Origin of the sequence: Rhodococcus sp. W8901 (assembly GCF_013348805.1) — a bacterium.
Taxonomy (GTDB): Bacteria; Actinomycetota; Actinomycetes; order Mycobacteriales; family Mycobacteriaceae; genus Prescottella.
The window spans coordinates 5,673,325-5,698,253 of sequence record NZ_CP054690.1 but is presented as its reverse complement, the minus strand read 5'-3'; the positions used below and the strand labels follow the sequence as shown (position 1 = coordinate 5,698,253).

General features: G+C 70.9%; 23 protein-coding genes. 11 read left to right on the top strand and 12 right to left on the bottom strand.

What is annotated here, in order from left to right:
• Window positions 1-48: 48 nt before the first annotated feature.
• Together HUN07_RS26515 and HUN07_RS26510 are read right to left on the bottom strand one after the other, a co-directional pair.
• The gene (locus tag HUN07_RS26515) at window positions 49-1,272 is read right to left on the bottom strand and encodes an NADH:flavin oxidoreductase (RefSeq protein WP_254622699.1); all 1,224 of its coding nucleotides are present in this window, start codon (window positions 1,270-1,272) and stop codon (window positions 49-51) included.
• Entirely contained in the window at window positions 1,269-2,243 is a 975-nt protein-coding gene (locus tag HUN07_RS26510) for an NAD-dependent epimerase/dehydratase family protein (RefSeq protein ID WP_174914244.1), read from the bottom strand. Before HUN07_RS26510 ends, HUN07_RS26515 begins: the two co-directional genes overlap by 4 nt.
• A 92-nt stretch (window positions 2,244-2,335) precedes the next feature.
• Here HUN07_RS26510 and HUN07_RS26505 point away from each other — a divergent pair, with 92 nt between their 5' ends.
• Entirely contained in the window at window positions 2,336-2,956 is a 621-nt protein-coding gene (locus HUN07_RS26505) for a TetR/AcrR family transcriptional regulator (RefSeq protein ID WP_114720246.1), read from the top strand.
• A 7-nt stretch (window positions 2,957-2,963) separates the two neighbouring features.
• Here the strand turns inward: HUN07_RS26505 and HUN07_RS26500 are convergent, their stop codons facing one another.
• From HUN07_RS26500 to HUN07_RS26480, 5 genes are all read right to left on the bottom strand, one after another.
• Entirely contained in the window at window positions 2,964-3,740 is a 777-nt protein-coding gene (locus tag HUN07_RS26500; RefSeq protein WP_174914242.1) for a hypothetical protein, read from the bottom strand.
• A gap of 64 nt (window positions 3,741-3,804) precedes the next feature.
• Window positions 3,805-4,386: an RNA polymerase sigma factor SigM gene (sigM, locus tag HUN07_RS26495; protein WP_114720242.1), complete on the bottom strand. Its 582-nt coding sequence runs from the start codon at window positions 4,384-4,386 to the stop codon at window positions 3,805-3,807.
• Between the two features lie 61 nt (window positions 4,387-4,447).
• Window positions 4,448-8,197: a lipid II flippase MurJ gene (locus HUN07_RS26490; RefSeq protein WP_174915056.1), complete on the bottom strand. Its 3,750-nt coding sequence runs from the start codon at window positions 8,195-8,197 to the stop codon at window positions 4,448-4,450.
• Between the two features lie 560 nt (window positions 8,198-8,757).
• On the bottom strand, window positions 8,758-11,190 hold the full coding sequence (locus HUN07_RS26485) for a DUF6049 family protein (RefSeq protein WP_174914240.1): 2,433 nt from the start codon (window positions 11,188-11,190) through the stop codon (window positions 8,758-8,760).
• A complete protein-coding gene (locus tag HUN07_RS26480; RefSeq protein ID WP_114720236.1) occupies window positions 11,187-11,741 on the bottom strand; it encodes an NUDIX hydrolase in 555 nt (184 codons plus the stop codon). The genes HUN07_RS26485 and HUN07_RS26480 overlap by 4 nt, the downstream gene beginning before the upstream one ends.
• Window positions 11,742-11,852: 111 nt before the next feature.
• On the opposite strand from HUN07_RS26480, the gene HUN07_RS26475 reads away from it, so the two are divergent.
• The 5 genes from HUN07_RS26475 to HUN07_RS26455 all read left to right on the top strand — a co-directional run bounded on the left by HUN07_RS26475 (window position 11,853) and on the right by HUN07_RS26455 (window position 16,437).
• A complete protein-coding gene (locus tag HUN07_RS26475) occupies window positions 11,853-13,322 on the top strand; it encodes a CCA tRNA nucleotidyltransferase (RefSeq protein WP_174914238.1) in 1,470 nt (489 codons plus the stop codon).
• A gap of 67 nt (window positions 13,323-13,389) precedes the next feature.
• Window positions 13,390-13,797, top strand: a complete 408-nt coding sequence (locus tag HUN07_RS26470; protein WP_114720232.1) for a TOBE domain-containing protein — start codon at window positions 13,390-13,392, stop codon at window positions 13,795-13,797.
• 5 nt (window positions 13,798-13,802) lie between these two features.
• Window positions 13,803-14,564 (top strand): molybdate ABC transporter substrate-binding protein, encoded by a 762-nt coding sequence (modA, locus tag HUN07_RS26465; protein WP_174915054.1) that lies wholly within the window; start codon window positions 13,803-13,805, stop codon window positions 14,562-14,564.
• Complete coding sequence (locus HUN07_RS26460) at window positions 14,561-15,367, top strand: ABC transporter permease (protein WP_174914236.1); 807 nt, start codon at window positions 14,561-14,563, stop codon at window positions 15,365-15,367. Before modA ends, HUN07_RS26460 begins: the two co-directional genes overlap by 4 nt.
• The gene (locus HUN07_RS26455) at window positions 15,364-16,437 is read left to right on the top strand and encodes a sulfate/molybdate ABC transporter ATP-binding protein (protein WP_174914234.1); all 1,074 of its coding nucleotides are present in this window, start codon (window positions 15,364-15,366) and stop codon (window positions 16,435-16,437) included. Before HUN07_RS26460 ends, HUN07_RS26455 begins: the two co-directional genes overlap by 4 nt.
• A 46-nt stretch (window positions 16,438-16,483) precedes the next feature.
• Here HUN07_RS26455 and HUN07_RS26450 read toward each other — a convergent pair whose 3' ends face one another.
• Window positions 16,484-16,792: a cupin domain-containing protein gene (locus tag HUN07_RS26450; protein ID WP_254622697.1), complete on the bottom strand. Its 309-nt coding sequence runs from the start codon at window positions 16,790-16,792 to the stop codon at window positions 16,484-16,486.
• Between the two features lie 155 nt (window positions 16,793-16,947).
• Here HUN07_RS26450 and HUN07_RS26445 point away from each other — a divergent pair, with 155 nt between their 5' ends.
• Complete coding sequence (locus HUN07_RS26445; RefSeq protein ID WP_254622696.1) at window positions 16,948-17,364, top strand: MarR family winged helix-turn-helix transcriptional regulator; 417 nt, start codon at window positions 16,948-16,950, stop codon at window positions 17,362-17,364.
• Between the two features lie 19 nt (window positions 17,365-17,383).
• Here the strand turns inward: HUN07_RS26445 and HUN07_RS26440 are convergent, their stop codons facing one another.
• Window positions 17,384-17,794 carry a hypothetical protein gene (locus HUN07_RS26440; RefSeq protein ID WP_174914230.1) on the bottom strand — a complete coding sequence of 137 codons (411 nt, stop codon included), beginning with the start codon at window positions 17,792-17,794 and terminating at the stop codon, window positions 17,384-17,386.
• Window positions 17,795-17,907: 113 nt separating this feature from the next.
• Between HUN07_RS26440 and HUN07_RS26435 the strand changes: the two genes are divergently transcribed.
• From HUN07_RS26435 to HUN07_RS26425, 3 genes are all read left to right on the top strand, one after another.
• Window positions 17,908-18,231, top strand: a complete 324-nt coding sequence (locus HUN07_RS26435; RefSeq protein ID WP_174914228.1) for a hypothetical protein — start codon at window positions 17,908-17,910, stop codon at window positions 18,229-18,231.
• On the top strand, window positions 18,228-19,937 hold the full coding sequence (locus HUN07_RS26430) for an alpha/beta hydrolase (protein WP_174914227.1): 1,710 nt from the start codon (window positions 18,228-18,230) through the stop codon (window positions 19,935-19,937). The genes HUN07_RS26435 and HUN07_RS26430 overlap by 4 nt, the downstream gene beginning before the upstream one ends.
• A gap of 117 nt (window positions 19,938-20,054) precedes the next feature.
• On the top strand, window positions 20,055-20,327 hold the full coding sequence (locus tag HUN07_RS26425) for a hypothetical protein (protein ID WP_174914225.1): 273 nt from the start codon (window positions 20,055-20,057) through the stop codon (window positions 20,325-20,327).
• A 42-nt stretch (window positions 20,328-20,369) separates the two neighbouring features.
• Here the strand turns inward: HUN07_RS26425 and HUN07_RS26420 are convergent, their stop codons facing one another.
• On the bottom strand, window positions 20,370-21,902 hold the full coding sequence (locus HUN07_RS26420; protein ID WP_174914223.1) for a DUF4185 domain-containing protein: 1,533 nt from the start codon (window positions 21,900-21,902) through the stop codon (window positions 20,370-20,372).
• Window positions 21,903-22,064: 162 nt separating this feature from the next.
• Between HUN07_RS26420 and HUN07_RS26415 the strand changes: the two genes are divergently transcribed.
• Window positions 22,065-22,610 carry a hypothetical protein gene (locus tag HUN07_RS26415; RefSeq protein WP_174914221.1) on the top strand — a complete coding sequence of 182 codons (546 nt, stop codon included), beginning with the start codon at window positions 22,065-22,067 and terminating at the stop codon, window positions 22,608-22,610.
• A 4-nt stretch (window positions 22,611-22,614) separates the two neighbouring features.
• Here the strand turns inward: HUN07_RS26415 and HUN07_RS26410 are convergent, their stop codons facing one another.
• Window positions 22,615-23,916, bottom strand: a complete 1,302-nt coding sequence (locus tag HUN07_RS26410; RefSeq protein WP_114720208.1) for an MFS transporter — start codon at window positions 23,914-23,916, stop codon at window positions 22,615-22,617.
• Window positions 23,917-23,925: 9 nt separating this feature from the next.
• Window positions 23,926-24,873 (bottom strand): NAD-dependent epimerase/dehydratase family protein, encoded by a 948-nt coding sequence (locus tag HUN07_RS26405; protein ID WP_114720206.1) that lies wholly within the window; start codon window positions 24,871-24,873, stop codon window positions 23,926-23,928.
• Window positions 24,874-24,929: the final 56 nt, after the last annotated feature.

The following is a 24,929-nucleotide window of genomic DNA, read 5'->3' as shown; positions in this document are numbered from 1 at the left end:
ATATACCAACGGGCTGTCGGTAAGTTCGGTGACGTTGCTCTCGCCCGGCTATCGGGCCCGGGTGTTCTCCCACAGCGCCTCGCGCACGACGCACCGCGTCCCGGTGTAGATCGTGGGCATGCACTTGTTGCAGTGGATGCACAGTCCCTCGGTCGCGAGCCCGCGTCGGAACTTCTCCGGCAGGTACGGATCGCGGAGCAGCGCGCGTGCCATGGCGACGAACTCGAAGCCGTCGTGGAGTGCGGTGCGGACGGTGTCGAGATCGTTGATGCCGCCGAGCAGGATCAGCGGCATCGACAGCGCCTCGCGGAACTGCCGGGCGAGGGGCAGGAAGAAGGCCTCCTCGAACGGGTAGGTCGGAAGGATCCGCGGTCCGTAGACCTTGAGTCCCAGTCCCACCAGTTTCGGTTGCGCGGCAACGAATTCGGCCATCGGGACCTCGCCGCGGAAGTAGTACATGCCGTTGAGCAGCGAGCTGCCGCCGGTGAGTTGCATCCCGTCGAGGTGGCCGTCCGACTCGATCAGCCGGGCGATCTGCAGGCTCTGGTCCAGCCACAGTCCCCCGGGGACACCGTCGGCCATGTTGAACTTGGCGGTGACCGCGACGGAACCGCCGACCGCCGTGCGGATCCGTTCGAGCACCTCGCGCGGAAACCGGGACCGCGCGACGACGCTGCCGCCGTACACGTCGGTGCGCCTGTTGAGGTTGGGGCTCAGGAAGCTGCTCAGCAGATAGTTGTGGCCCAGGTGGACCTCGAGCGCGTCGAACCCGGCGTCGACGGCCACTCGCGCCGCGTTCTCGAAGTCCCGGGCCACCTGCTCGAGCTGGTCGCGGGTCGCGGCACGTACCAAACCCATTGCGGGAGCGCTGATCCGGGTCGACGGCGCCAGCGTCCGGGACTTGTTCGCGCGCTGGTTCGCGACCAGGCCGGCGTGCCCGATCTGGGCGCAGGCCAGCGACCCCTCGGCGTGCACGGCGTCGGTGAGCTGCCGCAGGTCCCGTCCGGTGTTCCCGTCGAGGACGAGCGTGTTGTTGTGCACGCGTCCGCCCGGCGAGACGGCGCAGTAGGCGACGGTCGTCATCGCCGCTCCCCCGCGCGCCACCTCGGCGTGGAAGTCGATCAGCTCGGCGGTGACCCGGCCGTGCGGCATGACGCCTTCGAAGGTGGCGGCCTTGATGATTCGGTTGCGCAGCGTCAGCGGGCCCAGCCGGGCCGGCTCCCAGATCGCCGATGCGGGCGTGGCCGTGGGCGTGGGCGGCGTCGAATTCACGGTGTCACCGATGCGGTCAGGGCGTCGCGCACGGGGCGCCAGGTCAATCCGAGTTCCGACAGCGTCCGGGAGTCGTCGGTGGGGGTGGCCGCGGTGAGCAGCCACGCGGCCTCGTAGCTGAACCCGGCGCTCACCGGCAGTACCGTGCCGATCAGATCGGCGACCCGTCCGGCTCCGCGGAACATGCTCGGCGCCATAGGAATCCGTCGGATTCGGTGGCCCGACGCGCGTTCGGGGATGTCGACGAGCTCGTTGAACCCGATCAGCTCGCCGCCGCACATGTACCGGCGCGGACCACGGCCCGGCCGCATCGCCGCGGCGTGCACGGCCGCGACGTCGCGCACGTCGATCATCTGCATGCCGCCCCGCAGCCGCGGTGCGGCGCCGGCCGCGACCATCGGTGCCCACCCGGTCGCCGTCACCCCGCGCATGCCGCCCAGTCCCGGTCCGACGACACTCGACGGATACGTGATGACCACCGGCGCGCCGGCGTCCTGCAGCGCGCGTGCGATGCGGTCGGCCGCGGCCTTGGTGCGGCCGTAGGCGCTGCGGCCCGGCGCCGTCGGGCTGTCCGGGCCGATCACCGGATCCGGCGACGGGAACAGCGCGCTGTAGCTGGCGACGTGCACGATCGGATCCAGCCCCAGCAGCGCCGCGCGGGTGAGCAGGGTCGCGGTGGCCGCGGTGTTGACCTCCCACATCAGGGCCTCGCGGCTGTTGTCGGTGCCGACCACGCCGGCCGCGTGCAGCACCGCGTCGCAGCCGTCCAGCAGCGCCGCGACGACCTCGGGGTCCCGGATGTCGCCCGAGCGCACCTCGACGTGGTCGGCGGCGTCACCGAAGAGCGAGACGATCTCGGTGGCGGACTCGTTCGGGTGCACGAGCAGCCTGATGCGGTGTCCGTCGTCGAGCAGGGCGCGGGTCGTGTGCGCGCCGAGGTAGCCGGTCCCGCCGGTCACCGCGATCCTCATCTGCATCCTTCCGGCCCCACAATTCTGTTGCCACTGGGATCGTAAATGGAGCCTATAGCGCGATACGGCGCGGTGTCCGACAATTCAAGGCGATGAGTGCACAGACAACTGCCGGCGTACCGCCCACCGGGCGGCCCCGGGACCCCCGGATCGACACCGACGTCCTCGCCGCGACCCGCGAGATGCTCCTCGAGGTGGGCTGGGAGCAACTGAGCCTGCGCGCCATCGCCACCCGCGCCGGCGTCAGCCGGGCGGCCCTGTCCCGGCGATGGGCGTCGAAGGCGCACCTCGTGCTCGATGCCCTGCTGGGCGCGACACCGGACCTCGAGCCGTTCGAGGGGACCGACCGCGCGGGCTGGATCGACTGGGTCGTCACCGGCAGCGCGCAGCTGTTCTCCCGGCCCGATGTGCGGGAGGCGTTGCCCGGACTGCTGGCGGCGCTGCGTGACCACGAGGACATGCGTGCCGCACTGTGGCAGGGGTTCAGCGGTCCGGCCACGGCGCTCTTCGTCGCGCACGGCAGCGACGACGCCAGCGAGGAGGACCGGGCGCGGGATCTGCGCGACGCCAAGGCCGTGCTGGTGGCGGCCGCCGGTGCCGCCCTCTTCTCGAGCCTCATCGCGAAGGACGACGACACCCCCGAGCTGCGCGCGCGGATCCGGGAACTGCTGACACCCGTCGCCGACCGGGAGCTCCAAGCCGACGACAACTGATTGCGGCTCAGCCGATTTCGGTCTGAGCGAGCAGATCCGGTGCGCCGGCGTCGCAGCCGGACCCGACGACCACTGCCGTGAGGGCGGGCGGACGGGGGCCCGCGATCAGCATCAACACGGCGGCGCTCCCCCGGTACGACACTTCCCGGGTGCCCACCACGGGACGCGCCGGGTCGATCCCGATGGCCTGCAGGCACGCGCTCCGGACGGCCGGGTTCCCGAGTTCCCCGATGCCCGTCTCGGTCCGCGTGGACCTCGACTCGCGCATGAGGGCCAGCACCTGGTCGCCGTCGAGGTCCGTGCCGAGATCGACGGCGGACGGCGGTGCGGGCTCCGCTGCGGTCGAGCTGGGCGTCGCGATCACGGTCGGTGGCGCGGATTCGGAGCCGTCCAGGCTGGTGAGTGCGAAGACGACGGCGACGGCCGCGGCCATCGAGGCGGCGGACACGGTGATCCACGTGATCATCCGACGGCGCGACGGCGCGTCGGACAGCGCCGTCACGTTGCGTGGAGTCTGCGAATCATTCAGTCCGAGAGCGGAATTGATGCGAGCGGCGACGTCCTGCGGAATGGGGGTCTCGACGCTGTGATCGCGCCCGGCCTCGCCGAGTCGGGCGGTGACGGCATCGAGCGAATCCAGAACGGCGAGCGCGTCCGGGTCCTGGCGCACCAGCGGCCACAGTCGGGCGCTCACGTCGTCGGTCAGAGCGTCGGCATGCAGGTCGGCGAGAAGCTCCGTCGAGAACGGGGGGCCGAGCGGTTCTCCGTCGTCGTGGTCCGTCATCCCACCTCCAACCCGCAATGTCCGGGACACGATTGTGCCTTCAATTAGTTCAGACGCCGGGAGATCAAGATCGGTTCCCTACATCTCGCAAGTATTCCAAATGTCCCGCCAGCTTGGCCCGTGCGCGGGCGCAGCGACTCTTGACAGTCCCCTCGGGGACCCCGAGCCGCGCGGCGGCCTCGGCCACCGAATAACCCTCCATGTCGACGGCCACGATCGCGGCGCGCTGCTCCGCCGACAGCCGCAGCAGGGCCCGGTCGACGAGCATCGCCGTCTCGCTCTCGGCGATGTGGTCACGCTCGTCGCGAGGATCGACGGTCTCGTCGGCGGACAGCGACACCGTCGGACGGACACGGTTCCGCCGGATCCGGTCCAGACACGCGTTCACCACGATCGTGTGCAGCCAGCTGCGCACGGCCGCATCCTCCCGAAACGACCCCGCCGTACGGTGCGCGGACAGCAACGCGTCCTGTAGCGCGTCGGCCGCGTCCTCGACGGTGTAGCTCGTTCTCCTCGCAACATGCCAAAGATGGTCGTAATGCCTGCTCAGCAGCTCCGCGAACGCGCCCCCGTCACCCGACGCGTGCGCTGCCAAGAGTTGTGCATCCGACAAATCAGCTTTGGCGACCCCCCTGAAGATTCGCACCGGCGGATGTTAGCCGATCAATTGCCCGTCACGCGTCGTAGGGGCGCCGCCGGCGGCCGGCTCAGGGGGCGGCGGTGAAGGACACCTCGGCCACGTCGGACTGATTCTTGCCGCCCTTCGTGCTGAGTTCGGTGATCCACACGATGACGTTCTTGGTGGCGCCGTCCGTCTTCAGCGGGATCTCCGTCACGCCGTCCTCGAGGGTGCCGTTGCCGATCACACGCGTCTGGTCGAGCGAGGTGTTCGGCGCCGGTGCGGAGCGGATCTCCACCTGCGTCCCCGGGCTCGTCGAGGTGATCTGGATGGCGGACAGGTTCGCGGCCTCGGGGAGCGTCACCATGAGCCCCACGCCGTTCTTCAGCGCCGGGAACGGCTGGAAGTACGCATCGGTGCTCCACGCCGTCGCCGGGTTGCCGTCGATCGCCAGGCCGGCGTTCGCGGCACTGTCGGGAGTGCCCTGGGGCGAGAACACGGCGGCGCCCGCCGGCGTGACCGGACGCGTCGCCGCGGGCGGCGGGGCGGCCGCCGAGGACTCCGCAGACGTCGCGGGCGCCTCTGCCGTCGTCGTCAGACCCAGGTTCTGGTTCGTCAACGGTTCGTCGGAGTTGCCGCCCGCCAGCAGGTTCGCGAGCCACCACCCGATCAGTGCGAGGACCACGATGGTGAGCGCACCGAGCGAGACCAGGGCGATGAGCGTGCGGTTGGACTTCTGCTTCTCGGCCGCCACCGCCTCCGGGTCGGCCAGTGCGTGCGAGTCGCTGCCGGGGGCCCGCTGGCCCAGCCGGAGCGCGGGCATGAGATCGGTCTTCTGGTCGACGACCGTCGCCTGGTCGAGGATGTGCTGCACCGTCGCGGCCGCGCGGATGCCGCTGTCGCCGCCGAGGGCCCGGACCGCGACGGCGGAGATCTCGAACGGGACCTCCGGCCGGATCGCGCGGGGCTCGACGGGGCGACCCGACGGGTCCCGGTCGGCCGGGCGCATGCCTTCCGACGACTCGGTGCCGTCGTCCAGCGGCCAGCGGGCGGTGATGAGCGCGTACAGCATTGCGCCGAGCCCGCGCACGTCCGAGGCAGGGTCGGCGTCGGACAGGGTGCCGGGGAAGGCGAGAACGGCATCGCCCGCGGTGCTGATGCGGATCCGGTCGGGATCGTCGATGGACAGGGCGCTGCCACCACGGTGCGCCGCCTCCGCGGCCGCCGCGAGCGCCCGGACTGCGCGAGCCGCACCGATCGGCGACGGATCGGTGTCCGCCATCTCCTTCAGCGAGCGGCCCGGCGTCCACTCGGCGACGACGATGCCGCCGGAACTACCGCGGACCACGTCGAGCACCCGCGCGAGCCCGGACGAGTTGATCCGTCCCAGTCGCAGCGTCCGGGACAGGATCGCCTGCGGCCCGTCGGGTCCGGTGGCCGCCGGACCCTCGGCGCGCTGATCGGCGTCGACGAAGGTGAGTGCGACCTCGCGGTCGAGCTTGATGTCGAGTGCCTGCCAGAACTGGAGTCCGCGGGCACCGCCGTGCGGTGCGAGGAGGCGGTAGCGGCCACCGGCCACCGACGCCCCGGGCATCAGCTGCGGACCGCGCAGCTGCGGACGGGGTTCCGGGACGGCGCCGGCCACGCGCAACGGCGGCATCGGCGAACCGATCGAGAACACACCGGTGTCGACGTTCAGGTCGCCACGACGTCGGCGATCCCGGCTCGCGGCCGCATCATCGAAGGCGGTGGCGGAATTCTCTGCTGCAGAGTCGTTTTCGTCCGAGTTACTCGGAGCGGGCGACGCGTCGGACGGCTCGTCCGTGGGATTCGTCGAAGTGGTTGCGGCGTCTGCCACCTTGGTGTTGCCGTTCTCGACGCCAGTGACGTCGTCGGACGTGCCGGTTCGCTTGTCGGCACCGTCGTCGTCGCTCACACGTGCTCCTTCTATGAACTCGTCGGGAATGTAGTCCCCGCCGACGTATGCCTCGCTGCGTCCAGGGTACGGGAGACCGTCAGGTCTATCGAGCGCCCGCGGGAGGTCGCGGATGACCGGAATCAATTCGGTATCAGGCTCGTACGAGGATCCGACGGCCACCGTCGCCGGTGCCTCCTCCGCCGTGGCTCGACCGCGCAGTCCCGGAATCCTCCGCGTGACGGCCACGGTGATCGCCATGATCTCCGGCACCTTGGCGAGCCACATCAGGATGAACGTCACCACGAGCATGAGGGCGCCCGTGATCGCGACGCGGATCATCGCGCCGGGTCCGCCGAACGACTCCGACAACCGATCCAGGCCCAGCAGCTTGTCCGCCGCGAACATGGAGATCGCACCCGCCGCGGATGCGAGCAGCACCACCCACACCGTCTTGCCGACGTTCGCCATCCGCAGGTCGCCGAGGCTGCGGTGCAGCAGGTAGCCGCCGATCAACGCGCCGGCCACGAACGCGAGTCCGTTCGCGACGCCGAGCAGGATCACGACGTGCTGGCTGTCGGACGACAGCACCGGGGCGAGCGCCGACAGCGCGATCTTCACACCGGTGATGCCGAGGATGATCCACGTCGGCGTCCAGGCCTGCTCGCGGGCATAGAACACGCGTAGGTGGATCAGCACCAGCGAATAGGGGATGAGCGTGAACGCGGACCAGCTGACGGCCTCACCGAGGCGCTCGGCGTTGCCGGCGCCGAAGTTGCCGTACCCGTACAGCGCGTGCCCGATCTGCGGACCGGCGAACGTGAAGAACGTGACGACCGGGATGAGCGCGATCATCGTCAGCCGGGTCGCGACGGACAGGTCGTCGACGACGGCGGGGGTGTCCTCGGCGGCCGCGTTGCGGCTCAGTCGCGGCATGATCGCGGTGAGCACCGTGACACCGAGGACGCCGTACGGCAGCTGCAGCAGCAGCCACGCATTGGTGTAGATCGCGGGGCCGGCCTCGTCGGCGGCCGCCGAGATGCGGGTCGCGAACATCATGCCGAGCTGACTGATCAGCACGTAGAGAACGATCGCGACGGCCATGCCGCCGAACTGCTTGAGCCGGTCGTCGATCCCCCACAGCGGACGCAGCGAGATGCCCTGTCGACGGATCGCGGGCACCAGGCTCACCGCCTGCGTCACGACACCGGCGGTCACACCGAGCCCCAGGATCAGGACGTGCGGGTCGCTGATGCTCACCGGGTCGAGCGAGATCTCGCCGGGCACCAGCCAGTACGCCGCCAGGATGCCGAGCACCACGACGTTGTTCAGCACCGGCGCCCACGCGCCGGGTTTGAACACCTGCCGGGTGTTGAGGATCGCCGTGAGCAGGGCGGACATGCCGTAGAACAGGATCGCCGGCAGCAGCAGGAAACACAGTGCCGTCGTGAGCTCGGTGTTGACCTCACCGTCCTCCGGTAGGAAGACGTAGGTGGTGAGGATCGGCGCGGCCGCCGTCGCGAACAGCGCCGCCGTGCCCAGCAGCGCGAGCGCCGCCGTGAAGAGTCTTCGGACGAACGCGGCACCCTGATCGGGGTCCTCCCGCTCCGCGCGCACCAGGACCGGGACGACGATCGCGGTGAGGACCGCGCCGAGGACCAGTTCGGAGATCATGTTCGGGATCTGGCTGGCGACGGTGAACGCACTGGCCACGGCCGGGCCGAGCGCGGTCAGCAGCAGCAACTGCTTGAGGAAGCCGGTACCGCGACTGATCAGCGTCGCGAACGCGATCGATCCCGTCGCCGCGAGCAGGCTCTTCTTCTGCGGTTCGTCGGGGGTCGCGGTCTGGGTCTGGGTCTCGGTCTTCGGAGCCGGAGCCGGAGCCGGAGCCGGAGCCGGAGCCTCGGCCGGACGTGCGGCCATCGGCCGCGGCGGGCCGACCTGCTGCGGCACCGGGCGCGGGCCGCCCTGAACGGGTCGCTGACCGCCCGGTGACATGGGTCGCTGCCCGCTCGGGGGCATCGGACCGGGACCGCGCTGAGGTGTGGGCCGTGGGCCGCCCTGAACGGGTCGCTGACCGCCCGGTGTCCCGGGTCGCTGACCGCTCGGTGTCCCGGGTCGCTGACCGTTCGGGGGCATCGGACGCGGTCCCTGCGGGGGCACGGGACGCTGACCGTTCGGGGGTACCGGACGCGGCGGCATCGGCCGCGGAGCGCCCTGCGGCTGGCGGGGTGCGCCCGGCTGGTCGGGGCGCGGACGCATCGGTGGGCGCGGTCCCTGCGGGGGCACCGGTTGCTGCCCGCCCCGAGCCGGCGGTTGCTGACCGCCCGGCGGCATCGGTCGCGGTCCCTGCGGGGGCCCGGGTCGCTGATCGCTCGGGGGCTGTCCCTGCTGGTCACGGTTCTGCTGGGTCGGCTGGGGACCCCGTTCCCACGGCGCCGGCCGCGCCGACGACCGATAGCCCTCGTCGCGAGAGTTCTCGGTCATGGACGTTCATACCCTTCGTCGGCTCGATCCGGCTGGCCCCGGAACCGGTGCCAGAGGCGTCGCCCGGCGAGGAACAGCAGGAGTGCACCAGCACACGCGGTAATTATCGCCAATGCTTGACCGTACGCGTTCGACCGCACCGTGACGGAAGTCTGTTCGCCCAGGTTCTGGCCGCTTTCGGTGGTCAGTGAGAAATCGACCACCATGGTCCGGGAGTCGGAGACCTCCGCGGGTACCTGCAACGATCGGCTGCCGCGCGGGGGTAGTTGCTGCGGTCCGATGTCGGTGACGTGCATCTCGTCGGGGGCGTCGACGCGCAGTTTCACGTTGATCGCGACGGGGAGGTCGTTGCGGGCCACCAGCAACAGGGGGCTCTGCTCGGAGGCCAGCGAGTACACCCCGCCCGGCGCGAGGACCGTGACCGCGGCGTACATGGCGTCGATCGCGGTCGCCACGTTGCTCACCCGGACGTGGGCGGCCTCGTCGGCGGCGGTCGTGGTCGCGGTGTTCTGGTCGCGTCGGCCGGACAGGCTCATCGCCCGGACCAGATCCTCGCGCAGCGGCGCCATGAACCGGGTCGGCGTCAGCGGGACCTGCGGATCATCGACCAGGGTCCGCATCAGTTCGTCGATGCGCGGCGCCTGCGCGCCCACTCCCCGTTCGACGGATTCGGGGGTGCCGTCGACGATCGCGCGCTGGGGGTAGGCCAGCGAGGCGATCTCGGGTGTCGCGGGCCGCTGCTCGGCGAGTTTCGCGAGCGGCCGGGGCGTCGCCAGTCCGGTACGGAGCAGCGTCGACACCGTCGACAGCACGGCCGCGGCCTCGTCGCCGTCGGCGGACCACAGCTGCGGCGGCGCGATCAGCATCGAACGGTCGACCGTTCGGCTCGCGGTGCCGGGGCTCTGCAGCGACGACCAGGTCACCGCGCCCAGCGCATCCTGCAGGCGGGCCGTGCGCGAGTCCCGGTCCAGGTTGTAGCGCGCCCGCTCGGGCACGTACGACGGCGTCTGCGGGCTGGACCCGACCGCCGCCAGCGCCGCGGCCGCGGACACGTCGAACAGCGCGGCGGTCACGGCGTCCGCTCCCCCACCGGCGATCGTCACCGTCTTGCCCGACGACTGGGTGGACTCCACCGCGTTGGCGGCCAGCAGCGTCGTGGTCGGCCCGCGGCTGTGCAGCATCTGCGCCGACGAGTCGTCGAGGACGCCGGAGTCCGGCCAGGTGACGTTGCGCAGCGACGTGACCCCGAGGATCGAGTCGACGATGTCGGACGGCGACTGCAGTGCGCTCGCGGTGAGTGACGGGTCGTCGACCCGGCTCAGCGCCGCGAGGTCCACCTGCGCGAACGGCACGGCGGTCACGCACATGCTGTGAGCGAGCGATTCCAGGCGATCGAGCCACGCGGCCGCGGCGTCGCGTCCGGCGCCCTCGTGCGCGGGTCCGGACGGATTCGCCGGGTCGTCCACCACGAGGTACCCGCCGGACATGTTGCTCACGGTGATCAGCAGGTCCGGGTCGACCGCCAGGCACACGCTGTCGGTCAGCCGTTTGTCCTTGTCGACGTCGGGCCCGGTGGCGAACTCGGCGGCGGCGAGCAGTTGCTCGAGCCGTCCGCCCTGGGACAGGGAGCCCGCGAGGACGTCGTCGACCAGCCGGACCTTGTCGTTCACGGAGCCCGGGATCCCGGCCGCCAGTCGCGGCTGGTCGGCGAGCGGCCACAGCATCGTGACCGCGAGCGGGTCGGACGTGTCGGGCGGGACGGGCGCGGTCACCGATCCGGAGTCGGTGCCCTGCGGCGCGCTGTCGGCGGTCCCCGTTGCTCGGGGCAGTCCCAGCACGGGCAGCAGGAACCGGGCGTCGTCGAGGCGGGCCTGCCCGCCGTACGCGGGGGTTCCGTTGACGTTGACCAGGAGCGGGTAGACGCCGGGTTCGGTGATGTCGAGCGACCACCCGGAGATCGAGCGCAGCGGCAGCGCCAGCGTGAACTGCTTGCGTTCACCCTCCTCGAGGCTGGAAGCCACCTCCACGAATGGTCCGACGACGTCGAACTCGCCCTGATCGAGGTCCAGGGAGGTGCGCAGTTCCTCGCTCGAGCCCACCGCGGGTGCCCGCTGCAGCCGGACACCGACGTCGGTGACCGGCCGGTCGCCGATGTTCGCGACGGTTCCCCGGACGGTCACCACCGGGTCGGTCGTGGTGGTCACCGCGGTCGGGGTGACGTCGTCGATGTGCAGTTCGAGGAACTTCGGTTGTGCGCGCGACTTCGTCACCGGCGCCCCGGTCGTCGACTCGGGCTGGGTCTGCGTCGTGGGTTGGGCGGCCGCGGCCCCGGCGCCCACGACGGCGCCGATCATCATCAGGACGAGCGTCAGCGCCGTGAGAACTCTGGCACCGGATCGTCGCCATGCCGGACGCGATGCCACTGTCATTCCGCGTCGGTCCCCCTGACGCGCGAGGGTTCCATCTCGGCGATGAGCTGACCGGCGATCTCGGCGAGCTTGCGTTCGTCGGCGTAGGCGAGGCGGGAGTCCAGTTCCGACAGCGGCACCCAGGCCACCTCGGTGACTTCGATGTCGGCGTCGGACAGCTCACCGCCGAGCGATCGCATGAGGTAGTGGTGCACGGTCTTGTGGACGCGGCGGCCCTCGGTGACGAACCAGTAGTCGATGCTGCCGAGGGATGCGACGACGGATCCGCGGATACCGGTCTCCTCGGCGACCTCTCGCATCGCGGTCTGTTCGGCGGTCTCGCCCTGTTCGATGTGTCCCTTCGGCAGCGACCACAGCAGCCGGCCACGCCGGTCGGTCCGCCCGATGAGGGCCGCGCACAGTTTGTCCTCGGGGCCGCCGAGGCCGTCGACGACCAGTCCCCCGGCGGAGGTTTCGCGGACGGTCCGCATGTGCGGAGTCGCAGAATCCGCGCCCGCGCCGCGACGCCGCGAGGAGCGGCGGTTACGGTTGGCACGTTCGGCGGCGGACACCTCATCGATCGTAGTTGACAGAGCCCGTTCGGCCTGACTCCCACGCCAGCGTGCGTGCAGGGTCACTGATGCACGTCCGGCTATTTGTCGACCTCGGTAAGGTTTGCTCACGTGAATGCCCCTACCCCCGACGCGGACCGGCGTGCCCGACTGCTGCGCGGTGCGCACGAGACCCTGAGCGCCCTGTCGGACGTGCTGACCCCGCTCGGGGCCCGGTTCGCCGACGCGGGTCACGAGTTGTACCTGGTGGGTGGCAGTGTGCGCGACGCGGTCCTGGGCCGTCTCGGCACGGACCTGGACCTCACCACCGACGCGCACCCCGAGCAGGTGCAGGCGATCCTGCGCGGCTGGGCCGACAACCAGTGGGACACCGGCATCGCGTTCGGGACGATCAGCGCGGCCAAGGGCAACGACCAGATCGAGATCACCACCTACCGCACCGACACCTACGACGGCGTCACGCGGAACCCCGAGGTGCAGTACGGCACGACGCTCGAGGAGGACCTGGTCCGACGCGACTTCACGGTCAACGCGATGGCCGTGCGGATCGATGCGGAGGGCACGTTCGAGTTCGTGGATCCGCTCGGGGGCATGGATGCGCTGCTCGCCGGCGTCCTGGACACTCCCGCGGCGCCGGAGATCTCCTTCAACGACGATCCGCTGCGGATGCTGCGCGCGTGCCGATTCGTCTCGCAACTCGGTTTCACGCTCGCGCCGCGGGTGCACCAGGCGATCGTCGACATGGCCGGGCAGATCGACCGGATCACCGCCGAGCGGGTGCACACCGAGCTCGACAAGCTGATCCTCGGCGAATACCCGATCGACGGCATCAACGTGATGTGCGAGACCGGCCTGGCCGATCACGTGCTGCCCGAGGTGCCGCAGATGAAGCTCGAGATCGACGAGCACCACCAGCACAAGGACGTGTACTGGCATTCGCTGACGGTGCTCAAGCAGGCGATCGACCTCGAGGACGGCAACCCGGACCTGGTGCTGCGCTGGGCGGCGCTGCTCCACGACATCGGCAAGCCGGACACCAAGCGCAACGAGCCCGGCGGCGGCGTCAGCTTCCACCACCACGAGGTGGTGGGCGCCAAGCTGGTCCGCAAGCGGATGCGGGCGCTGAAGTACTCCAAACAAATGGTCGACGAGGTCGGCCAGTTGGTGTTCCTGCACCTGCGCTTCCACGGCTACGGCAAGGGGCAGTGGACGGATTCGGCGGTGCGCCGCTACGTCACCGACGCCGGTGACCTGCTGCCGCGGCTGCACAAGCTGGTGCGCGCCGACTGCACCACCCGCAACAAGCGTCGGGCCGCGGCGCTGCAGGCCACGTACGACGACCTCGAGCAGCGGATCGCCCGGATCGCCGAGCAGGAGGATCTGGCGCGGGTGCGCCCCGACCTCGACGGCAACGCGATCATGGAACTGCTCGGCATCCCGGCCGGCCCGCAGGTGGGTAAGGCGTGGAAGTTCCTCAAGGAGCTGCGCCTGGACCGCGGACCGCTCGATCGGGACGAGGCCGAGGCCGAGCTGCTGAAGTGGTGGGCGGAGCAGTCGGAGAACCAGCAGCCGGAGAGCTAGGTCGCAAGCACGCATCCGCGGAGCGAATCGATTGAATCTTCCGCGTATGCGGATCTAGACTCCCGGAATGCCAGACATCCGGATACGCGACGCGGCCCAGTTGCTCGGCGTCAGCGACGACACCGTCCGCCGGTGGGTCGACGCCGGCACCCTCGCCGCCCACAAGGACGACTCCGGCCGCATGGTGGTCGACGGAAAGCAGCTCGCCGAGTACGCGCGGGCCAACGCGGCGCCCACGCCCGAGAACCCGCTCGGGGTCGGCAGCTCGGCCCGCAACCGGTTCGTCGGTCTCGTCACCCGGGTCGTCGCCGACGGGGTGATGGCCCAGGTGGAGATGCAGTGCGGGCCGTTCTCCGTCGTCTCGCTGATGAGTGCCGAGGCCGTCCGCGAGCTGAAGCTCGAACCGGGCAGCATCGCGGTGGCCGTCGTGAAGGCGACCACCGTGATCGTCGAGACGCCGGGGGTCCCGTCGTGAGGTGGATGCGGGGTGCGGTGGTCGCGGTCGCCGCGGTGCTGACGACGGCCCTTGCCGGGTGCAGCGGCGCCACCGACGCGGGAACCGAGGGCGGAGACTCGATCACGGTGTTCGCGGCAGCGTCGCTGAAGTCGACGTTCACCGAACTGGGGCAGCGTTTCGAGGACCAGCATCCCGGCACCCGGGTCGTGTTCAACTTCGCCGGATCGTCCGACCTGGTGGCTCAGCTCGATCAGGGCGCCCCGGGCGACGTCTTCGCGTCGGCCGACACCGCGAACATGACGAAGGCGGTCCAGGCGGGGTTGACGGCGTCGGAGCCGGTGAACTTCGCGACCAATATTCTGACCATCGTTGTGCCGCCCGGTAATCCGGCGAACATCGCGTCGTTCGCGGACCTGGCCCGCCCGGACGTGAAGGTGGTGGTCTGCGCGCCGCAGGTGCCGTGCGGCACGGCGACCCAGAAGATCGAGGACGCCACCGGGATCCGCCTCACTCCCGTCAGCGAGGAATCGTCGGTCACCGACGTGCTCGGCAAGGTCGTCACCGGTCAGGCCGATGCCGGGCTGGTGTACGTCACCGACGCGGCCGCCGCAGGTGACAAGGTCGCGGAGATCCCGTTCCCGGAGGCGACGAAGGTCGTCAACACCTACCCGATCGTGGTGCTGAAGGATTCCGGGAACCCGGAGGTGGCGAGCGAATTCACCGGGTACGTCACCGGGCCGGAGGGCCGTGCGGTCCTGTCCGCGGCCGGGTTCGGCGCCCCGTGACCGTGCGGCCGCGGGTACGGGTTCCGGCCAGTCTGCCGGTCTGGATCTACGTTCCCGCGGCCGTCGGCGCGCTGCTGGTTGTGCTGCCGCTGGTCGCGATGCTCGTCGGGGTCGACTGGCCCAACTTCTGGGAGCTCGTCACCTCCGAATCCTCCTTGGACGCTTTGGTTCTGAGTCTGAAGACGGCCTCGATCAGCACGCTGCTGTGTGTGCTGCTGGGGGTGCCGATGGCGATGGTGTCGGCCCGCTGCTCGTTTCCCGGGCTCGCGGCGCTGCGGGCGCTGGTGCTGCTCCCGCTGGTGCTGCCGCCCGTCGTCGGCGGCCTCGCGCTGCTCTACACGTTCGGCCGACGCGGATTGATCGGGCAGCACCTCGAGGTGGCGGGCATCCAGATCGCGTTCTCCACCACCGCGGTCGTGTTGGCGCAGACGTTCGTCGCGCTGCCGTTCCTGGTGATCAGTCTCGAGGGCGCGCTGCGGACCGCCGGGCGGCGCTACGAGGCGGTGGCCGCCACGCTCGGCGCTCCACCCACGACGGTGCTGCGCCGGGTCACCCTGCCGCTGGTGCTGCCCGGACTGATCTCGGGCGCGGTGCTGGCCTTCGCGCGCGCCCTCGGCGAATTCGGCGCGACACTGACCTTCGCCGGGAGCCTGCAGGGCGTCACCAGGACGTTGCCGCTGGAGATCTACCTGCAGCGGGAGACCGATCCGGAGGCCGCGGTCGCGCTGTCGTTGGTGCTGGTGGTGGTGGCCGTCGCCATCGTCCTCGGCGCCCGCACGCGTCGCGCGGCCGGTGCGCTGTGAACGGGTTGAGCGTGCGGGCCCGGGTCGATGCCCGCGGGTTCGACGTCGAGCTCGACGTCGCTCCGGGCGAGGTGCTCGCGGTGCTCGGCCCCAACGGGGCCGGCAAGTCGACGCTGCTGGACGTGGTGGCCGGGCTGCTGCGGCCCGACGCCGGCCGTGTCGAACTCGGCGACCGGGTGCTCACCGATTTCTCGAAAAATGTTGCGGTGCAGCCGCACCAGCGATCGGTGGCGTTGCTGGCCCAGGAGGCGCTGCTGTTCCCGCACCTCACGGTCCGAGAGAACGTCGCATTCGCCCCGCGCAGCGCGGGGTTGGGGCGGCGCGAGTCGTATGCCTCGGCGCAGCGGTGGCTCGACGAGGTGGACGCGGCGGCCCTCGCGGCGCGGCGGCCGCGGCAACTGTCCGGCGGTCAGGCACAGCGGGTCGCGGTGGCGCGGGCGCTCGCCGCCGACCCGCAGGTGCTGCTGCTCGACGAGCCGATGGCGGCACTGGACGTCGCCGCCGCGCCGGCGCTGCGGGCCCTGCTGCGCCGGGTTCTGCGTACCGGGGACCGGACCGCGATCCTCGTGACTCACGATGTGCTGGACGCGCTTTCGCTTGCCGACCGGGCCGTCGTTCTCGACGGCGGGCGCATCGTCGAGCAGGGATCCGTGGACCGGGTACTCACCCGGCCGCGCAGCGCCTTCGCGGCCCGGATCGCCGGCATCAACCTGCTGTCGGGCAAGATTCGCGACGGCGTCCTGGACACCGCCGCGGGGGCGGTGAGTGGCATCGGCGAGGACGGGTGCGGCGACGGGGAGCATGCCGTTGCGGTGTTCTCGCCCACCGCTGTCGCAGTCCACCGTGAGCATCCGGAAGGCAGCCCCCGCAACATCTTCCGGGTACGGATCGCGGAGATCGAGGGACGGGGGCACGCGATTCGTGTCCGCACCGACGATCACGTCGACGGTTCGGCCGGTCTGGTCGCCGACGTCACGGCCACCGCCGTCGCCGAACTCGATCTGGCCCCCGGCGACGACGTGTGGTTCGCCGTCAAGGCGACCGAGGTGGCGGTCTACCCGGCGCGGTGAACCGGGCAGCACCCGAAGGCGCCCGCAATGTTGCCCGCCGACTGGATCATCGAGTCCACGGGGGCGTGATGATGCCACCGTCGGCGGTGGTGGCGGTCAGGCCCACCGATGTCGTCACCCACAGCGAGGCCGTGCCGTCGCCGTGATTGTCGAGCTGAACCGTTGCCGCCTCCGGAACCAGGACGACGTCTCCGGCGGCGAGCGGAGTTCGGCGGCCGTCCAGGGTGACTGTGGGTGAGCCGTGGAGCACGAGGAAGACCTCTTCGTGCGAGACGGTGTGCGGGGCACCGTCGGACCCGGGTGCCAGGTCTGTGCGCCAGGCGCACAGCTGTCGGCTGCCACGAGACGGTGCCACGTAGGAGTGGAATCGAGACTCGTGCATTCGGTGTGTCAGATGGTCACCATCTTTTCGGACTGGCATCGCGAACCCCCTTCTCGTCAGTTTAGCTGTCTTTATTGGACAGGTAGACTGACGGTATGTCAAGGGATGAGCCTCGTGCCGATCTGCTGATGCTGCTGATGCGCGCCGCGTCCACGCTGGCCGAGCAGATCAACGAAGCCATTGTCGTGCAAGGGAATTCGACGCTGCGTCCGGCGCACGGTCTCGTGTTCGTCCGGATTGCCGGGAACGGTGCCACGGTCAGTGAGATTGGCGCTTTCCTGGGCATCACCAAGCAGTCGGCCGCTGTCATCGTCGACGAGCTGACGGCCTCCGGCTATGTCGACAAGCAACCTCACCCCCAAGATCGCCGGGCGCAGCTGGTCCAACTGACTTCCGCGGGGCTGGACGTGACCGCGGCGGCCACCGACGCGGCCCTGGCGCGCTGGCATGCGGCGAGTGCGGTGCTGGGCGCGGACACGATGGCATCTCTGGTCCGTGCGCTCGAGGAGATCGGGAGAGGCGGCACGCCGCGACCCGTCTGGTGACCCGAGGGACTCGGATTCGTCAGCCGCGATCCCACACGGTGAGGTGCGCGAAGTAGCCGTCGTTGTCCGGCGTCGTCTCGGACACGACCGGCCGATCGATCGCGTCGACGTGACGGTCGACCACGGCGCGGAAGCGGGGGTCCTCGCGCAGCGCGGCGGCGGCCGCGGCCAGTTCGTCCCGGGCGTCGGCCACCGCCTCGTGCTGCAGCCGGACGACGGCCGCGACCACCTCGCGCACGTCCGTACCCCGCAGTTCCTCCCCGATGTGCCAGTTGTGGATAAGTCCGTCGGCCGTGGCCTCGACCGCGACGGCCCCGTCCGCGGACTCGGCGCGCGATCGACGGGTCGCCGCGGCACTCAGCAGCCGATCCTGCTGGTCGACAACGGTTTCGGTCCATCCGTGCGAGTGCCCCGGTGCTCTGTGGTTCATCCCGTCTCCCCTCGTGATCCGCGGTCGGTGACCGGCGGCGATCGTCTCATACCGCGAAACGGCTGCAGTATCGTCCGGAACGGATCCGGGGGATGCGGACGGAGGGGGGTGTCATGGCGGAGATGTGGGTCGATCCGGGCCGGCTCGGCGAGACCGCGCGGACCGTGTCGGCGATCGGGGACGTGATCGCGGACGCGCGGGCGGGCACGGAGTCGGCGGCAACCGGCACCGGACTGCCGGGATCACGGGTGGGCCGGGCATGCGGGGCGGGATCGAGGGCGGTGTCGGACGTGCTGGCCGTCGTCGCCGGCCGGCTGCACGACTGGTCCGCGAGCACGGCGAGGGCCGCGGGCGGGTACGCGCGCGCCGACACCGCCGAGGCCGATTCTCTCGTCGGACTCGTTGCGGGACTGCGGGGATCGGACGGCGGTCGGTGACGACTCCGACGGTGTCGCTCGCGGAGTCGTGGGCTCCGTCGGTGTTGCGGGGTCAGGGCGCGCGGTGGCGGAGGTGCGCCCGTGTCGTCGACGCGCAGATCGACGGATACGTACGGGCGGTGGACGGGGCGCGAGATCACTGGGGTGGCGTCGCCGGGGACGCGGCATGGGCGCGGGCCGGGGAGATCGGCGCGATCGCGACGCGGACCGTGTCGGCGCTGCAGGCGGCCGCCGACGCGGCGAATTCCGGTGCGGCGCAACTCGACGGGGCGCGGGACGCCGTGCTCGCCGCGGTCGTCGCGGCCCGGGCGGAGGGATTCGAGGTGGCGGACGACGGCGCCGTCGGTGTCCCGCCCGGGATCTTCCTGGCCGCACTGGGATCCGGGTCGGGCGCAGCGATGGCGACGGCGGTACTCGACCACCGGGCGCGCCGGCACCAGACCATGATCCGGGCTGCACTCGGCGAACTCGCCGCGGCCGACGGCCGGGTGACGTCGCTGATCGCCACCGCGTTCGCCCAGCTTCCCCGCGCCGGTGATCCGGGCACCGGATGGGCCGGGGTGCAGACCGTTCCGCCGCCCCCGGACGGTGCGAGTGCGGAGGCGAACCGCACATGGTGGGACGCGCTCACGACGGGGCAGCAGCGGATGCTGATCGAGACCACGCCCGCGAGCGTCGGCAACCGGGACGGTCTACCGGCCGCGGTGCGCCACCGGGCCAACGTCGATCGTCTGCCGGTCGAACGGGCGGCCCTGGAGGCGACGCAGCGGGAGCTGTCGGATCGGGTGCGGAGTCCGAACAACCTCGAATCGCTCTTTGCGCGACAGCAACTCGTGGACGTCGGCCGTCGGCTGGCCGATATCGACACGGTACAGAGCGCGCTCGAGCAGCACCCGGACCGGAGGCTGTTGCTGTTGGAGGTGCGCTCCGGCGAGCAGGTTCACGCCGCCGTGGCGATCGGTGATCCGGACACGGCCGATCACATCGCGGTATCCACGCCGGGGCTGAACTCCACCGTGCGCGGGTCCCTCGGTTCGATGGCCGACGAGGCCGGGGCGCTGCAGCGCGAGTCGCGGATCCAGCTGCGCGCCAAGCCCGGACGCGAACACGAGACGGTCGCGATCATCGCCTGGGTGGGCTACGACACGCCGCAGATGTCGGGCAGCATCACCGACCGGATCGGGGGTGGACTGGCTGTGGCACTGGAGGATCGGGCCCGCGCCGGGGCGCGGGACCTCGCGCGGTTCTACGACGGCCTCGGCGTCGCGCACACGGGATCCGATCCGCACATCACCGCGATCGGGCACTCGTACGGTTCGGTCACCACGGGTCTGGCGCTGCGTGAACCGGGCCACCACCCGGTGGACGACCTGGTCGTCTACGGCTCCCCCGGCCTGGTCGGCGTCCGCTCGCCGAGCGATCTCGGACTGGTTCCGGGGCATGCGTACGAGATGACGGCGGACGGTGACGTGATCGCCCGTCTCAACCGGTTCGGCCCCGGACCGTTCGGCGGTGGACCGTACGCGACGGACGGTTTCACCCATCTCGCGACCGATGCCGCCACGACACCCGACGGAGTGACGCGCGACGGCGCGTCCGGCCACAGCGAGTATCCCCGGACGGGTGCCAACGGACGCCTGCGGACCAGCGGCTACAACCTGGCCGCGATCATCGCGGATCTGCCGGAGCGGGCCGTCACCACCTGAGTCGCCACCGCCGCGCAGCGGGTCCGCCGGCACTCGAGGCGCGTCGGGAATCGCCCACCTCCGAGCGGACAACCCGGGCGTATCGTCGAACCAGGTCCCGCCGAAAGGAAGGGAACGATGATTCGCCGCTGGAAGACTCTGCTCGTCGCGGCGGCCGTGCCGCTGCTCGTGGCCTCTTGCGAAGACGAGACCGCTACTCCCCCACCCGCGTCCGGCACGTCGACCACTTCCGAGACGTCCGTGACCCCCACCGATCGGATCTCCCCGGAGTACTGCCGGCAGAGCGAGCACCCGGGGTGCCCGCCGGGCGGCTACGTCGGATCCGCCGCCGTCCTCGCTCCGGGCGGGAGCGGTCGGTACGTTCCGGCTCAGGGTTCCGGAGCCGGGTGACGCATCGTTCACGTAGCCCGGGTCGGTTCGCGTCGGCTCGGGTCAGTTCAACTTCGCCCGCATGAGGTAGACGTTGTAGCTGTCCCATTCCGACATCGTGAAGTACAGCTCGTCGGGTGTGGACCAGGGGTGCATGAAACCGCCGTAGGTCTTCGGGTACTCGGTACTGTCGACGAGGGTCGCGCCGTCGGACCAGGTGCCCTGCGGACTCGACGACTGCCGCAGGAGGATTCGTCCGTCGACCTGGTCGAGGTAGCTCATGAGCCACCGCTGCCGATCGGCGTCGTAGCGCACGGACAGCTCGCCCGCGGGGCCCGAGACGAGCGATGTGGCGAGGTGTTCCACCACCGGGACCCAGTTGCCGTCGACCCAGTACTGGTACGCACTGGTGTCGAGTAGCTCGCCGGCGGGGACGCGGGCGAGGCCGATCGTGCCCATCCGGCCGTTGGGGGTGCCGAACATGTACACGTCGTCGCCCTGCGGAACCATCGCGGTCACCTGGAACAGGCCCTGTCCGAAGATATTGTCCCACTGGGCATATTGATCCTTGGTCCACGTCTGACCGTTGTCGTCGGAGTACGCGATGCCGCCGTGGTTCGTCACCCACATGCCGGGCTCGCCCCAGCGGCGCACCGACATGTAGCTCAGGTACTGGCGGGCGCCGATCGCGAAGCCCGACGTGGGGATGGCGGTGGTCTCCCAGTTCGCGATGTGCCGGGCGTCGATGATCTCGGCGGCGTGACAGCGACTGTCCTGCACCATGCTGTCGATCGTCATGCCGTCGGACAGATCGGTGTCGGTGCTGTGCCCGAGCACGCTGCTGCGCCAGTCCCGGCCGTTCGCGCCGGGCGGCTGCCAGTCCGCGCCGAACGTGTCGCCGAACGCCACCGCGACCTCGCCCGGACGGCTCTCCCACGTGATGCCCAGGTCGGTGCCGTCGACCTGCCACCGCTTGTCGGTGCGGTTCTCGGATCCGGGCCCGGTCACCTGCGACACCAGACTCACCGCCCCCACAGCCGGGGTGCCGAGCGGTGCGGTGACGGGCCCGGGGTCGATCGTGCCGATGTCGAGCGGCGGTGCGGGCTGCGGATCCGGACCCGGGTCGCCGCCCGGCACCGGAATCGGGACGGTCTCGGGCCGCGGCTGGATCTGGATGCGCGGCAGGGTGATCGAACCGGATCCCGGACCCGAACCGGATCCCGAATCCGATCCCGAACTCGAGCCCGAACTGGAGCCCGATCCCGAACCCGGCGAACCGGGTGCGGTGTCCGGCCCGCCGGGATCGTCGGTCGCATCGGTGAGGTCGGGGCACGGGTCCTGGCAGGGGTCCGCCGGCAGGGGATCCTGCGCCACCCGGGTCCGGTCGGGGGCGGGATCGGGTAGTGGGACGGGGACGAACTGCGGGTACGGCAGCGGGACCCCGATGACGGGCGGGGACGTCGGCGGCGGCGGTTCCGGGTCCGGCGCCGACGGATCGAATCCCGCCTCGCCGCACGAGTTGGTGGGCCCCGTCGCGGGTTCCGCGAGTGCGGGGGCGGTGGTGAGCGCGAGGCCCGCGACCGTGACGGCGAGCATCGACGTCAGGCGTCTGATGATGGTTCACCCCTGGGCGATTGGTCCGAAACCGTTCACTACCTGGTGTTTCGAGGAAAGGTAGCACCGAGGTGCGGGGGTGTTCACCGACAATCCCGGTGACCGTGACGGAACCGTGTCACGTCGCGGTGCGTCCACAGAGGTATGGGATCACTCGAGTACTGGTTCGGCACAGGGGACGGTGCGACCACCACGTGGACCTCGTTGGCCGATCTCGACCTCGACGCCGACGGCGAGTTCGACGCGGTGCGTCTGGACTTCGACGGGGACGGCCTGTTCGACGACGCGATGTGGGACAGCGACGGTGACGGTGCCGCCGACCGCTCCGTGCTGGACGTCGGGGCGGCACCGGCGCGGTACTTCGCGGACCCCGTGCACACCGGCGTCTGGGACCAGCAGGTCTCGCGGACACAGCAATCCGTGCACCCGGTCCCCGCGCCGCGGTCTCCCGCACCACCCGATCCGGCCGGGTGGCGGAGCATCGACTACGACGGTGACGGTGCGGCGGACGACGCGCTCGTCGACTTCGACGGCGACGGCGAACCCGACGTCGTGCTGGTCTCGACGCGGGATCCGGCCCGGTTCGACACGGTGCTGGTCGCCGAGGAGGATCCGGGCCGGATGTCGGTGCAACTCAGCGATACCGACACCGACGGCCGTGTGGACACCGTCCGGCGGGACGTGCGGTGACCGGTCAGTCGACCGTGCGGCGCGCGTTGCACGCGATCGCGACCAGGCCCAGCGTGTAGACGCCACCGGCCGCGAGGACCGGACCCAGCGAGTGGCCGTCGGGAGCGACCACCGTCGCGGCGGCGGCCACGGCAGCGCAGAAGGCGATGTTGAAGACGGTGTCCTGCAGCGCGAACACCTGGCCGCGGCGGTCGTCGTCGATCTCGATCTGCATCGCGGCGTCGCCGGTGAGCTTGACGGTCTGCCCGGCGAACCCGAGCAGGAACGCACCGGCCAGCAGCAGCGGCTGCGACAGCGTCGTGATCAGCGTGAACTGGACGACGGTTGCGAACGCGAGTGCGACGGTCACGGTGCGGGGGCGTCCGAGGCGGGGAATCAACCAGGGGGTGGCGAGGGCCGCGAGCAGCATGCCGGCGGCCGTCGCCCCCACGGCCACACCGAATCCGGCCAGGCCGCCGGGCAGCGCGCCACTCGACGCGGGGTCGCGCAGGATCAGCACCATCACAAGGGTGTTGACGCCGAAGGCGATGCGATGGGCGCCGATTCCGATCATCGCGGTGGTGACCCCGGGCGCCTGCCACACCGCCGTCGCGCCGGTGCGCAGGCCGGACAGGACGGCGGTGACCGTGCCTCGTGCGGTGGTGACGCCGTCCATGGGGCCCAGCGCGCGACGGCCGAATCCGTGCACCGCCCACGCGCCGATCACCGATCCGAGCGCCCCGACCGCCACCGCGACGCCGGAGCCCAGATCGCCCTCGCCGATCCCGGCGATCACGGCCACGGCCGTCCCGGCCCCGACCGCCGAGAACACCGATCCTGCCGTTGCGAGCACCGAATTTGTTGGTACCAGCCAACTTTGCCGCACCACATGCGGCAACGCGGCGGAGATGCCCGCGAGGACGAACCGGCTGACGCCGATCGCGGCGAGTGCCATCAGCAACAGCGGCGTCTCCCCGGCGCCCGCGATCAGCAGCGCCGAGATCAACAGGATCAGGCTGCCCCGGAGCAGATTCGCCCACAGCAACACCGCCCGCCGGTCCCAGCGGTCCAGCAGGGCGCCCGCGAACGGACCGATCACCGAGTACGGCAACAGCAGGACCGCGAATCCGGCGGCGATGGCGAGCGGTTCGGTCTCGCGTTCGGGATTGAAGAGGATGGCCCCGCCGAGCGCCGCCTGGAAGAGTCCGTCGCCGAACTGGCTCGCGAACCGGACCGCCGTCAGGCGGCCCAGCCCCGGTGAGTGCCGCAGTGTGGTGGCCGCGGAACTCCACGTCTGTCGGACAGACGACGGATTCCATGTGCGCACATGGTGACCCTATCGGGCGCCCGCCGTCGCCAACTCCTGCCGCCACCACCGGACCGTCACGGCCGCGGCCTCGTCCAACGGGGTGGGTGCGCGCCCGAGGACCTCCTCGCTGCGACGCGAGTCCATCACGAACGGCGCCTCGAACTGGTACAGCGTCTCCGCGAGCTCTCGGGTCGGGCGGTGCACCGTCCCGACCGCCCGCAGCGCCCACCCGGGCAGCGTGCCCACCGTGGGCGTCGGCACCTGCGCGGCCTTCGCGAACGCCTCCACCAGCTGTCGCTGGGTCACCGCAGGAGCGGTGGGCGCGTGCAGCACCGTGTTCCACCGGTCCGGATCGTGCGCTGCGGTGATCATGGCCGCCGCCAGATCGGGGACGTAGGTGAACGAGTGGGCGACGTCGGCGCGGCCCATCACCCGGATCGTCTTCCCCTTCAGCACCGGGGGCACCATCCGCTCGCCGGCATGCGCGGTCAGGACGTGCGGGCCGAAGAAGTCGGACGCGACGACGCTGACCGTCGGTGTGCGGTGCGCCGCGCGGGCCGCGAGTAGACGGGTGCGGACACCGAGCTTGCCGGTGGTCGCGTCGCGCGGGCCGTCCTCCGTCAGCGGGCCGTCCGGGCGGCCGTACGAGTACAGGCTCTCCGGGAACACCACGACCGCGCCGATCCGTCCGGCGGCGTCGAGCACCACCTGCTCGGCGGCGGGCAGTTCGCGTTCCCAGGCGCGGGCGTCGTAGGCGGATCCGTGGATGCAGTGGAAGACGGCGGTGGCGTCGTCGAGGGCGGCCGCGAGGGCGGTCGGGTCGGAGACGTCCACCTTGCGGCGCTCGATCCGCGGATGGTCCGGCCCGCTACCCGAGCGGGTGAGGACCCGGACGTCGTAGCCGGCGTCGGCGAGTTGTTCGGCGACCGTCCAGCCGACGGGGCCCGCACCGGTCACTACCTGCAGATTCGACATCACGTGCTCGCTTTCTCGAAGAGGATTTCGGAATCGAGAGCACTGCTCTCGTTTTC